Source organism: Streptomyces sp. YIM S03343, from assembly GCF_054729195.1.
Genome location: NZ_JBPUKX010000001.1, coordinates 6841488 through 6853905, shown reverse-complemented (window position 1 = coordinate 6853905; position 12418 = coordinate 6841488). Strand labels below are relative to the sequence as shown.

The window sequence follows — 12418 nt, the reverse complement described above, 5'->3', positions numbered from 1 at the left end:
GGTGCTTCTGCCCTGGGCGGGGGTGGCGGTGGCGGTGGCGGAGGTGCGGGGGCCGGGGCTTCCGGGACTCCCGGGGTGCTTGCGCTCGACGGGTATTCCGAAGTCGGTGCCGCTGGGATCGCGCCGGGTGAGCCCAATCCCTACGGGACCGTCTACCGCGCCTCCGGCACGCTCCCCGAAGGTCCCCGGACCGCGCCCGTGTACTGGGCCGAGGGCCAGGTCACCCGGGGTGAGGTGGCGCGGCTCGCGAAGGCGCTCGGGGTCGACGCGACGCCGGTGGCCCAGGGGCAGGAGTGGCAGGTGGGGCCCGGCAAGGACGGGACCGGGCCGAGTCTCCAGGTCAGCATGGTGGCACCCGGCGCCTGGACCTTCAACCGGTACGCCCCCGGCACGGGCGACTCCGCCACCCCCACCGTCGACCCGGTGAGCAAGTCGGTCGCCGAGCGGGCCGCCGCCCCCGTGCTCAAGGCGCTGGGGCAGGACGACGCCAAGATCGACGCGAGCCAGATCATGGGCGCCCAGCGGGTCGTGAACGCCGATCCGGTGGTCGGCGGACTGGCCACCTCCGGCTGGACCATCGGGATCACCGTCAGTGCCCAGGGCGAGGTGGTCGGCGGCAGCGGTGAGCTGAAGGCTCCGGTGCGGGGTGAGTCGTATCCCGTGCTGAGCGCGGCCAAGACCCTGGACCTCATGAACGCCGCGCCCAGGAGCGCCCACCGTATGGGCATCGGCGGCTGCGCCAGCCCCGTACCGCTGAAGGACCGGCTCGAAACGCCCTGCGGGACCGGTGGGACCGCCGACACGGGCACCGGGAACACCGTGGTCGTCGAGGACGCCGTGTTCGGGCTCGCGCCGCACGCCTCCGGCGGGCGTCAGGTGCTGGTGCCGTCCTGGCTGTTCGAGGTGCGGCAGCCGGGCGCCCAGGACACCTCCACGGTGGCCCATCCGGCCGTCGACCCCAGGTATCTGGCCTCGTCCACCGCTTCCAGCAGCCCCAGCCCCCGGCCGAGCCGGCCGACCGGCAGCCCGACCACCCGGGACATCGCCGTCGACGGCTACTGGGCCGACGGCAAGAAGCTGACAGTGTCCTTCACCGGCGGGGTCTGCTCCGATTACAAAGCCACGGCATCTGAGGACTCCGGACAGGTGAAGGTCACCGTCACCGAGACCCCGAAGCCCGGCACTACGGTCTGCATCCTGATCGCCAAGTTCTACCAGCAGACCGTCCAACTGGACCGTCCCCTCGGCGACCGCAAGGTGGTCGACTCCGACGGCAAGGCAATCCCACTGACCAAGCCGGGAGCCCGGATCCCTGCCCCCTCGTCCTCACTCGCACGCTGACGAGCACGACGCAGGACAACCAGAGAGGCGGCGGCCCATCGACAGGGCTCGCCGCCTCATCCGCGGGTATGACGGGGCGTCCAGTGCGGTGGATCAACGCCGCACATCCGCAAACCCCGTAGGGTCCAACCCCCTAGGGGCGCGGGGCGCATCGATCTGCGGCTCCGCCGCGTGGGCGCGATCAACCACGACGCTCCCGCACCGCCCCCGCTCACCCGGCTCGACGCACCGTTTCTCCGAGCTGATCCGCCGGACAGGCAACCCTCAGCTGAAGGAGTCCCCGCACGCGCAGGACCCCGTCGCGTTCGGGTTGTCGATCGTGAAGCCCTGCTTCTCGATGGTGTCGACGAAGTCGACGGTGGCGCCGCCCAGGTACGGCGCGCTCATCCGGTCGGTGACGACCTTGACCCCGTCGAAGTCCTTCACCACATCGCCGTCGAGGGAGCGCTCGTCGAAGAAGAGCTGGTAGCGCAGGCCGGAGCAGCCGCCGGGCTGGACAGCGACGCGGAGCGCCAGGTCGTCTCGGCCTTCCTGGTCGAGCAGTGCCTTGACCTTGGACGCCGCGGCGTCGGTCAGAACGATGCCGTCGGTGACGGTGCTGGTCTCGTCCGATACGGACATCTACATCTCTCCCGGTTTGTACGGAGACTGCTTGCCGACGAGTGCAACCGGCGTGTTCCCGGATTCATTCCGGGACCGCGGATTCCAGACCGTGGATTCCAGGCCCGGGGTTCCGGGCCCGCAGATCACTCCGGGCCGAGCACTTGTGTTGTGTCCCTACCCCCTCATGCTCGCACACGCCCGCCGCAGCGGTCACTGGCCCCCGGTCGGGTGTCCGGTCAGGACTTCCGTCAGGACTTCCGTCAGGACTCCGGTCAGGACTCCGGCGGGTCTCCGGTCGGCCCCGGGATTCACGTCACATAGACGTTATGGCCGTCGTCAATATGACGTGAAGCAGTTATGATAGATAGCGTCATTTCGACGAAAAGGCGCGTACGCCTGACCCCGCCGGCCCAGTGTCGGACTGGCGGATCGGAGAAACCGCAGAACAGAAAGGGTGCGTGTCGTGACCACCGCCCAGACCCAGGAGCTCGACGTCCAGCCGACGCCCCTCGCCCTGCTCCTCCTCGGCCGCGAGGCCGACCCGAAGAGCGAGCGCGGCGTCGAGTGTCCCGGCGAACTGCCCGCGCCGTCCGACCCGGACCTGGTGGAGCGCGCCCGCGCCGCCAAGGAGAGGCTCGGGAACAAGGTCTTCGTGCTCGGCCACCACTACCAGCGCGACGAGGTCATCCAGTTCGCGGACGTCACCGGCGACTCCTTCAAGCTCGCCCGTGACGCGGCGGCTCGCCCGGACGCCGAGTACATCGTCTTCTGCGGTGTGCACTTCATGGCCGAGTCCGCGGACATCCTCACCGGCGACGACCAGAAGGTCGTCCTGCCGGACCTGGCCGCGGGCTGCTCGATGGCCGACATGGCCACCGCCGAGCAGGTCGCCGAATGCTGGGACGTGCTCACCGAGGCCGGCATAGCCGAGCAGGTCGTGCCCGTGTCGTACATGAACTCGTCCGCGGACATCAAGTCGTTCACGGGCCGGCACGGTGGCACGATCTGCACCTCCTCCAACGCCCGCCGCGCCCTTGAGTGGGCGTTCCAGCAGGGCGAGAAGGTGCTGTTCCTGCCCGATCAGCACCTCGGCCGCAACACCGCCGTCCGGGACATGGGTATGTCTCTGGAGGACTGCGTCGTCTACAACCCGCACAAGCCGAACGGCGGCCTGACCGCCGACCAGCTGCGGGACGCGAAGATGATCCTGTGGCGCGGCCACTGCTCGGTGCACGGCCGCTTCACCCTGGACTCGGTCAAGGACGTGCGCGAACGCGTCCCCGGCATCAACGTCCTGGTCCACCCGGAGTGCACGCACGAGGTCGTCATGGCGGCGGACCACGTCGGCTCGACCGAGCACATCATCAAGACCCTGGAGGCCGCCCCGGCCGGCTCCAAGTGGGCGATCGGCACGGAGCTGAACCTGGTCCGCCGCCTGGCGAACCGTTTCGCTCCCGAGGGCAAGGAGATCGTGTTCCTCGACCGCACGGTCTGCTACTGCTCCACGATGAACCGCATCGACCTCCCCCATCTGGTCTGGGCTCTGGAGTCGCTGGCGGACGGCAAGGTCGTCAACCGCATTCAGGTCGACGAGGAGACCGAGCACTACGCGAAGCTGGCGCTGGAGCGGATGCTCGCGCTGCCGTAGGGCACGCGTAGGGCACGCGCAGGGCGCGGCTTCCCTGATATCGCCGTACGGCCGGAGGCCCGGTACACGCTCGTCGCGTGTACCGGGCCTCCTCGGCGTCGGCAGGGCGGTCGCTCACACCCCGGCGGGCGCCCGCGGCTCATCCGCCTCCGGCTTCGTCTCCGTCTCCGTCTCCGACGAGGGTTCTGACGACGATTCCGAGGACGGTTCTGACGACGACTCCGCTTCCGATTCCGCCTTGGCCTGCCGTTTCGCCGCCCGCTTCGCCGCCCGGCGCTCCGTGCGGAGTTCGAGCATCGCGTAGAGCGTGGGGACGAGGAGCAGGGTCAGCAGGGTGGAGGTGACGAGGCCGCCGATCACGACCACGGCCAGCGGTTGGGCGATGAAGCCGCCCTCGCCGGTGACGCCGAGGGCCATCGGGAGGAGGGCGAAGATCGTCGCCAGGGCCGTCATCAGGATCGGGCGGAGCCGGTGGCGGCCGCCCTCCAGCACGGCTTCGACGACGCCGTAGCCCTGGCTTCGGTACTGGTTGATCAGGTCGATCAGCACGATCGCGTTCGTCACCACGATGCCGATCAGCATCAGCATGCCGATCATCGCGGGCACGCCCAGCGGGGTGCCGGTCGCGATCAGCAGGCCGAGCGCGCCGGTCGCCGCGAACGGGATGGAGACCAGCAGGATCAGCGGCTGGGCCAGCGAGCGGAACGTCGCGACCAGCAGCATGAAGACGATCGCGATCGCCGCGAGCATCGCCAGGCCCAGGTTCTTGAACGCGTCGTCCTGGTCGGAGGTGACGCCGCCGATCTGGGCCGTGGCACCCGCGGGGAGCTTCAGGGCCTTGATCTTCGACTGGAGCTTGGTGCTCACCGCGCCCGTGTTGTCCGCGGTCGGCTTGGCCGTAACGGTGGCGGCGCGCCGGCCGTCGATACGGGTCATGGACACCGGTCCGTCGACGAGCTTCACCGTGGCGATGTCACCGAGCTTCACCGGGCCGAGCGGCAGGTTCTTCAGCTGCTGCAGGGTGGTCGCGGGCTTGGCCGAGCGGATGACGACGTCGCGCTCGGTGTCGTCCAGGACCACCTGGGCGGCCGTGGTGCCCTTCACGGACTGGGCCACCGCCGCGCCCAGCGTCTGGTCGCTGAAGCCCGCGGCCGCCGCCTTGGAGTTGGCCCGTACGGAGATCCGCGGCACGCTCTGCGCGAGGTCGCTGGTGACGTCGGTGACGTCGTCCAGGCTTGCGACGGTCTTCCTGACCTGCTCCGACGCCGTGCGCAGCGTCTCCGCGTCGGCCGCCTTTACGACCACGCTCAGATCCTGGTTTCCGAAGCCGGCGCCCGCCGACACGGTGGTCGTGCCGATGCCCTTCAGGTCGCGCAGACCGTCTGTGATGTGCTTCTCGACCGCGTCGTAGGACGCCGCGTCGTCCAGCATGACCTGGTACGACGCCTGGTTGGAGCTGGTGGCGCCGCCGAACGCCGCCATGAAGCCGGACGAGCCGATGGTGACCTGGTAGTCCTTGACGCCGTCGATGCCGGAGAGCAGCTTCTCCACCTTGCGCGCCTGCGCGTCCGTGGCGGCCAGGCTGGTGCCCGGCGTCAGCTCCTGCTTGACGGTGAGGACCTCCTGGTCCCCCTGGTCGAAGAAGTTGGTCTTCAGCAGCGGCGCCATGCCGAAGGTGCCGAACAGCACCACCACGGCGATCGCCACGCTGGTGAGACGGCGCCGGGTCGCGAACCGCAGGACCGGGACGTAGATCCGCTGGAGACGGCTGTTCGCCTCCTTCTCCTCCGCCTGCCTGCGGGCCTCCTCGGCGTCCTCGGGGGTGCCCTTCGGGGCGCGCAGGAACCAGTACGACAGCACCGGCACGACCGTCAGCGAGACGACCAGCGACGCCAGCAGCGCCGCCGTGACGGTGAGGCTGAACGAGCCGAACAGCGCGCCCACCATGCCGCCGACCAGGCCGATCGGCAGGAACACGGCGACCGTGGTGAGGGTCGAGGAGGTGACCGCACCCGCCACCTCGCGCACCGCGGCGAGGATGGCCTCCTGGCGCTCCTCGCCGTAGCCGAGGTGACGCTTGATGTTCTCCAGGACGACGATCGAGTCGTCGACCACCCGGCCGATGGCAATGGTCAGCGCGCCCAGCGTCAGCATGTTCAGCGACAGATCACGCGTCCACAGCACGATCAGGGCCAGCACGACCGACAGCGGGATCGACACCGCCGTCACCAGCGTCGAACGGACCGACGCCAGGAACACCAGGATGACGACGATCGCGAAGAGCAGACCGAGGCCGCCCTCGATGGTGAGGCCCTTGATGGACTTCGAGACGGCCGGACCCTGGTCGCTGACGACCGTGATGGCGGAGCCGGAGCCGAGGTCCTTGCGGAGCGAGGGCAGCTTGTCCTTGACCGCGTCCGAGATGGCGACCGCGCTGCCGTCATGGTCCATGGTCACGCTGACGGCGAGGCTGGGCTTTCCATCGGTGCGGGTGATGGAGCTGGCGGCGGCCTCCTCCTGCTTCACCGTGGCGACGTCACCGAGCGGCACCGGCTTTCCGGCGCCCTCACCGGTGACCATCAGGTCCTGGATCTGGCGTACGGAGGTGTAGCCGCTGCCGACCTGGACCGTGCGGTTCTTGCCGTCCTCGTCGAAGGAACCGGCCGGGACGGTGACCCCGCCGGTCTGGAGCGCCTGGGCGAGCGCGGCCGTGGTGAGACCGGCGCGGGCCAGCTTCGCCTGGTCGGGGGTGACGGTGACCTGGAGGTCCCGTACGCCGTCGACGGTGACCCGGCCGACGCCGTCGATGTTCTTCAGCACCGGCACGACGCTCTTGTCGAGCTGGTCGGCGAGGGCCTGCTGGTCCTTGCCGGAGGTGACGGCGAGGACGACGGTCGGCATGTCGTCGGTGGAACCGGCGACGACCTGCGGGTCCACCGAGTCCGGCAGTTGGGCACGGGCCCGGTTGACGGCCAGCTGGACATCGGCGACCAGGCGCTTGGTGTCGTTGCCGTAGTCGAAGGACGCCATGATCACGGCGCTGCCCTCGCTGGCCTTCGAGGTGACACCGGTGATGCCGTCGACGGCCTCGACGGTGTTCTCGATCGGCTCCACGACCTGCTTCTCCACGACATCGGGCGATGCGCCGGGGAAGGGCACGACGACCGACACCATGGGCAGTTCGATGGTGGGCAGCAGCTGCTGCTTGAGCTGGGGGATGGCGATCGTGCCGAAGACGAGGGCGATGAGGGATATCAGGCCTATGAGGGCACGCTGAGCGAGGCTGAATCGGGACAGCCGGGACATGGAGCGGGAGTCTCTCTTCTGTGGGCGGCTTGGGCGGGTGGCGGCTTGGGCGGGTCTGTGGGCGGCTTGGGCGGGTCGAACGGTGGTGAGTGGGTGCGGGTCGAGCGTGGGTGCGGGTCGAGCGGTGGTGAGTGGGTGCGGGTCGAGCGTGGGTGCGGGTCGAGCGGTGGTGAGTGGGTGCGGGTCGAGCGTGGGTGCGGGTCGAGCGGTGGTGAGTGGGTGCGGGTCGAGCGTGGGTGCGGGTCGAGCGGTGGTGCGTGGGTGCGGGTCGGGAGCGGGTGGGCGCGCGAAATGGCCCCCTACACCTTGGTCCATGGCTCGGCCCGTTCCGTAAGACCCAGGTCCATTTCCCGGTGCGGGGGCTACTCCCGTCGCAGTAGGCGGGGGTGGAGGTCAGTCCACCCGCGGACGTACCAGTCCGGACTCGTACGCGATCACCACGAGCTGGGCCCGGTCCCGGGCGCCCAGCTTGGCCATCGCCCGGTTGACGTGGGTCTTCACCGTGAGCGGGCTGACCTCCAGGCGTTCGGCGATCTCGTCGTTGGAGTGGCCCCCGGCAACCAGGACCAGCACCTCGCGCTCCCGAACGGTGAGCGCGTCCAGCCGCTCGGCACCAGCCGGGCCCGTCCCGTCGTCGGCCCGGTTGCCACCCTGTGCCAGGAAGCGGGCGATCAGCCCCTTCGTCGCCGCCGGGGACAGCAGGGCCTCGCCGCCGGCCGCGACCCGGATGGCGTTCAGCAGCTCCTCCGGCTCGCTGCCCTTGCCGAGGAAGCCGGACGCCCCAGCACGCAGCGACTGGACCACGTAGTCGTCGACCTCGAACGTCGTCAGGATCACCACACGGACCTTCGCCAGGGACGGATCGGCGCTGATCAGCCGGGTGGCCGCCAAGCCGTCCGTGCCCGGCATACGGATGTCCATCAGGACCACGTCCGGCTGCCGCTCCTTGGCCAGCCGCACCGCCTCCGCGCCGTCGGCCGCCTCACCGACCACCGTCATGTCGGGTTCGGAGTCCACGAGCACACGGAACGCGCTGCGCAGCAGGGCCTGATCGTCGGCGAGCAGGACGCGGATCGTCATTCGGGGTCCTCGGGAGGGCGGCGGGTGCGGGTGGGCATGGGTGCGGAGGTGGGCGGGTGCATCATGCCGGGCGCTCGGCGGTGCGGGTGCGGGTCTTCAGCGGGAGGATCGCATGGACGCGGAAGCCGCCGCCGTAGCGGGGGCCCGTCGTGAGGGTGCCGGCCAGCCCCGTGACGCGTTCGCGCATCCCGAGCAGTCCGTGCCCGCCGCCCGTGACGGGAAGCTGCTCGTCGCCGGGGCGGCCGTCGTCCAGCACCGTGATCTCCAGGTTCGGGCCCACCCGTACGACGCTGACCTCCGCCCTCGCCTCCGTTCCCGCGTGCTTCTGGGCGTTGGTGAGGGCCTCCTGGATCACCCGGAACGCCGCCAGGTCCACGGCGGCGGGCAGCGTGGTGCCGAGATACGAGCGGGCCACCTCCACCTGGAGCCCGGCGTTGCGGAACGTACCGACCAGCTCCTCCAGGCGGTCCAGACCGGGGGCCGGTTCCGTGGGCGCCTCCGGGTCACCGGACTGGCGCAGCAGACCGACCGTCGCACGCAGCTCGTTCAGCGCGGAGCGGCTCGCCTCCCGGACGTGGGCAAGGGCCTCCTTGGCCTGGTCGGGCCGCTTGTCCATCACATGTGCCGCCACCCCGGCCTGCACATTGACCAACGCGATGTGGTGCGCCACCACATCGTGCAGTTCACGGGCGATCCGCAGCCGCTCCTCGGCGACCCTCCGCCGGGCCTCCTCCTCCCGGGTCCGCTCCGCCCGCTCCGCACGCTCCCGGATCGCCCGCACCATCGCCTTCCGGCTGCGCACCGCGTCCCCCGCCGTCGCGCCGATACCCGTCCACGCGAAGATCGCCAGATTCTCCTGGGCGTACCACGGCAGCGGGCCCGCCAGCATCGCCGCACCCGTCAGCACCGCGACCGTCAGCAGGCCGACACGCAGGGTCGTCGTGCGGTCGGTGCTCACCGCCACCGTGAACAGCGCGACCACCGCCGACATCGCCACCGGCGCGCGCGGGTCTCCGGTGACGCTCTCGATCAGCGACACCGTGCCCGTCACCGCCAGCACCGCCAGCGGGGCACGGCGGCGCAGCACCAGGGCTGCGGCGCCGATCACGATCAGCAGCAGGCTCAGCGGGTCCGGGGTGCGGATGCCCCACGCCACGCTCTTGTCGCCGTGCGGGTCGATCATGGCGCTGACGGCCATGCACAGCAGGACGGCGGCGGCGAGGGCGGCGTCCAGGGCCAGCGGGTGTGCGTTGAGCTTGCAGCGGGCTCGATCCAGTGCGGTCACTTTGTTCTTTGGCTTTCCCGCCCGGGCTGGGGGCTGTGCCCCCAGACCCCCCTAATCGGCCTTCGGCCTCGTCCTCAAGCGCCGGACGGGCTTGATTTTGTCCGCCCATACCGGAGCGCGAAGCGTGTCTGCGTCACCCGCTGGGCGAGCGGTTGTCTGCCGCCATCAGGCGAGCAGTTGTCTGGCGCCGCTGGGCGAGCCGTTGTCTGGCGCACCGAAGGACAGCAGATATCGGACTCAGCCCGGGATCAGTCCATCGTCGCTCAGGAGTTCCCGGACCTCCTCCAGCGTGGCGTCCGGGGACGGGAGGATGAGGTCCGAGGGTTGGAGGGTGTCGGGCGGGAGGGGAGTGCCCAGGTCGTGGACCTTGGTCAGCAGGGCCTGGAGGGTGCGGCGGAAGGCGGGGCCGTCGCCGTTCTCCATTTCGGCCAGGAGTTCGTCGTCCAGCTTGTTCAGCTCGGTGAGGTGGCTCCCGGCCAGCATCACCTGGCCCTCCCCCATGATCCGTACGACCATGTCCCCCATGTCGCCCGTGTCGCCCATATCGGTCTCCTCGGCGTGACCCGGCTGCGGTTGACGGAGTGCGGCTACCGCTTGTCGAAGCGCGGGGTGTCCTGCGGCTGCTGCTGGGACTGGCCCTGGCCCTGGCCGCCCTCGATGGCCTGCGGGGTCGAGGTGCCGCCGGCCAGCTCGGCCTTCATGCGCTGGAGTTCCAGTTCCACATCCGTGCCACCGGAGATCCGGTCGAGCTCGGCGGCGATGTCGTCCTTGTGCATACCGCTCTGGTCGTCGAGGGCGCCGGAGGCGAGGAGTTCGTCGATCGCGCCAGCGCGGGCCTGGAGCTGGGCGGTCTTGTCCTCGGCACGCTGGATGGCCAGGCCGACGTCGCCCATCTCCTCCGAGATACCGGAGAACGCCTCGCCGATCCGGGTCTGCGCCTGGGCCGCCGTGTACGTGGCCTTGATGGTCTCCTTCTTGGTGCGGAAGGCGTCCACCTTGGCCTGGAGGCGCTGCGCGGCGAGGGTGAGCTTCTCCTCCTCGCCCTGGAGCGTGGCGTGCTGGGTCTCCAGGTCCGTCACCTGCTGCTGGAGGGCGGCCTTGCGGGACAGGGCCTCGCGGGCCAGGTCCTCGCGGCCCAGCGCCAGCGCCTTGCGGCCCTGGTCCTCCAGTTTGGTGGACTGCTGCTGGAGCTGGTTGAGCTGGAGTTCCAGGCGCTTGCGCGACGTCGCCACGTCTGCGACTCCCCGGCGCACCTTCTGGAGCAGCTCCAGCTGCTTCTGGTACGAGTAGTCGAGGGTTTCGCGCGGGTCCTCGGCCCGGTCAAGGGCCTTGTTCGCCTTCGCGCGGAAGATCATCCCCATACGCTTCATGACACCGCTCATGGGCTTCGCGCGCCCCCTTCTGACGGACTCCGGGTCAAGCCACTGCGACAGAACCCACAGTACGGGCCCTGCAACCATTACCGCACTGTTCGGGGACCGATGCGCTCATCCCCAAGGACGACTGTGCACGGTCGCGCTCCGGCGTGAGGAGTAGGTGTTCCCCGGGGTGCACGCCGAGCGGGCCGTCCGCGACGTCCCCTCTGTCCCCACTACAGACGAATGGTGTTGCCGGATCGTTCCCCAGGGGGCTGGGGTCCACACCCCGCCACCCCGTACCCTTGGGTTTTGTGTTCCGTAGCCGTGCCAAGGACGAGAAGGCCCCCGCCGACAAGGCCCCGGTGAACTTCTCCAAGCAGATCCGCGACCCGCAGGCCCCCAAGGGCCGGCCCACTCCCAAGCGTAGTGAGGCCCAGTCCCAGCGCCGCAGCGTCGCCAATACGCCGATGACGCGCAAGGAGGCGTCCAAGCGGCAGCGCGACGACCGCCGAACGCAGATGGAGCGGCAACGCCAGGCGCTGGCGGGCGGTGACGAGCGTTATCTGCCGGTCCGCGACAAGGGCCCGGTCCGCAAGTACGCCCGCAACTTCGTCGACTCGCGCTACAACGTCGCCGAGTTCTTCCTCCCCATGGCCGTGATCATCCTGGTCATGACCCTGGTGCGGACGACCGCGATCCAGCAGATCGCCCTGCTGCTGTGGCTCGTGGTGATCGTCCTCATCGTGCTGGACTCGTTCTTCATGGGCTTCCGGCTGCGCAAGCAGCTCACCGAGCGCTACCCCGACCAGAACCGCCGGGGCGCCGTCGCCTACGCGCTGATGCGCTCGCTCCAGGTGCGCAGGCTCCGGCTGCCCAAGCCGCAGCTCAAGCGCGGGGAGAAGTTCTGACCGCTTCCGGTTTCTCCGGAGACGCGGCGGACGCCTGGCTGGACAGGCTCGGTGCGCTGCGCGATGCCGTGCGCCAGGAACTGGTGGCGCGGCAGCTCGACGAGCAGATAGCCGGGCGGTTCCCGGTCGGGCAGCGGCTGCGGGTGCTCGACGTCGGGATGGGCCAGGGCACGCAGGCGCTGCGGCTGGCCCGCGCCGGTCACCAGGTGACGGGTATCGAGCGGGACCAGACCATGCTGGCCGCGGCCCGGCAGGCGCTGTCCGCCGAACCGCCGGGCATCCGGGAGCGCATGCGGATCGTCGAGAGCGACGGCATGGACACCGGGGTGCACTTCCTGCCGGGCGGCTTCGACGTGGTGCTGTGCCACGGTGTGCTGATGTACGTCGAGGAGCCCGATCCCCTGCTGGCCGGGCTGGCCCGGATGCTCGCCCCGGGCGGACTGCTCTCCCTGCTCGTGCGCAACGGCGACGCCCTCGCCATGCGCCCGGGCCTCTACGGCGACTGGGCCGGGGCCCTCGCCGCCTTCGACACCACCGAATACCGCAACCGCCTCGGACTCGACGTCCGCGCGGACCGGCTGGCCGCCCTCACCGCCACCCTCGCCGGCATCGCCGCCCCGCTGGCCGCCTGGTACGGGGTGCGGGTCTTCACGGACACGGCACCGGACGACGCCCGGCTCCCGGCGGACATCGAGACACTGCTCGCGGTGGAGGAGCGCGCCGGGCGCACGGACCCGTACCGCCGGGTCGCGGCACTGCTGCATCTGTGCGGCGTGCGCGGCTGAGCACCGCTCGGTCGACACACGACTCGGCTGACACGCGACTCCGGGGACAACGCCGGATGCGCGGTGGGCGGGCGAAGGGGCGACCGGCTGGCGGCCGCCCGCTT

Annotated in this window: 10 protein-coding genes; 4 read left to right on the top strand and 6 right to left on the bottom strand. The window is 70.3% G+C overall.

Annotated elements, in window-relative coordinates; genetic code table 11:
• The first annotated feature begins 75 nt into the window (after positions 1 to 75).
• Complete coding sequence (locus ACSYGN_RS30275) at positions 76 to 1341, top strand: hypothetical protein (protein ID WP_460401169.1); 1266 nt, start codon at positions 76 to 78, stop codon at positions 1339 to 1341.
• 264 nt (positions 1342 to 1605) lie between these two features.
• Here ACSYGN_RS30275 and erpA read toward each other — a convergent pair whose 3' ends face one another.
• Positions 1606 to 1962 (bottom strand): iron-sulfur cluster insertion protein ErpA, encoded by a 357-nt coding sequence (gene erpA, locus ACSYGN_RS30270; protein WP_046586096.1) that lies wholly within the window; start codon positions 1960 to 1962, stop codon positions 1606 to 1608.
• A 445-nt stretch (positions 1963 to 2407) separates the two neighbouring features.
• Here erpA and nadA point away from each other — a divergent pair, with 445 nt between their 5' ends.
• Positions 2408 to 3592 (top strand): quinolinate synthase NadA, encoded by a 1185-nt coding sequence (gene nadA / locus ACSYGN_RS30265; protein WP_460401166.1) that lies wholly within the window; start codon positions 2408 to 2410, stop codon positions 3590 to 3592.
• A gap of 114 nt (positions 3593 to 3706) precedes the next feature.
• Here the strand turns inward: nadA and ACSYGN_RS30260 are convergent, their stop codons facing one another.
• The 5 genes from ACSYGN_RS30260 to ACSYGN_RS30240 all read right to left on the bottom strand — a co-directional run bounded on the left by ACSYGN_RS30260 (position 3707) and on the right by ACSYGN_RS30240 (position 10633).
• Positions 3707 to 6898: an efflux RND transporter permease subunit gene (locus ACSYGN_RS30260; protein WP_460401164.1), complete on the bottom strand. Its 3192-nt coding sequence runs from the start codon at positions 6896 to 6898 to the stop codon at positions 3707 to 3709.
• A gap of 393 nt (positions 6899 to 7291) precedes the next feature.
• Complete coding sequence (locus tag ACSYGN_RS30255; protein WP_460401162.1) at positions 7292 to 7978, bottom strand: response regulator; 687 nt, start codon at positions 7976 to 7978, stop codon at positions 7292 to 7294.
• Positions 7979 to 8039: 61 nt separating this feature from the next.
• Positions 8040 to 9263: a sensor histidine kinase gene (locus ACSYGN_RS30250; RefSeq protein WP_460401160.1), complete on the bottom strand. Its 1224-nt coding sequence runs from the start codon at positions 9261 to 9263 to the stop codon at positions 8040 to 8042.
• 237 nt (positions 9264 to 9500) lie between these two features.
• Positions 9501 to 9779 (bottom strand): PspA-associated protein PspAA, encoded by a 279-nt coding sequence (gene pspAA / locus ACSYGN_RS30245; RefSeq protein WP_460403831.1) that lies wholly within the window; start codon positions 9777 to 9779, stop codon positions 9501 to 9503.
• A gap of 71 nt (positions 9780 to 9850) precedes the next feature.
• Complete coding sequence (locus ACSYGN_RS30240; protein WP_460401158.1) at positions 9851 to 10633, bottom strand: PspA/IM30 family protein; 783 nt, start codon at positions 10631 to 10633, stop codon at positions 9851 to 9853.
• A gap of 212 nt (positions 10634 to 10845) precedes the next feature.
• Between ACSYGN_RS30240 and ACSYGN_RS30235 the strand changes: the two genes are divergently transcribed.
• Both ACSYGN_RS30235 and ACSYGN_RS30230 read left to right on the top strand, forming a co-directional pair.
• Complete coding sequence (locus ACSYGN_RS30235; RefSeq protein WP_460403829.1) at positions 10846 to 11529, top strand: DUF3043 domain-containing protein; 684 nt, start codon at positions 10846 to 10848, stop codon at positions 11527 to 11529.
• A gap of 83 nt (positions 11530 to 11612) precedes the next feature.
• The gene (locus ACSYGN_RS30230; protein WP_460403827.1) at positions 11613 to 12314 is read left to right on the top strand and encodes a methyltransferase domain-containing protein; all 702 of its coding nucleotides are present in this window, start codon (positions 11613 to 11615) and stop codon (positions 12312 to 12314) included.
• Positions 12315 to 12418 lie beyond the last annotated feature (104 nt).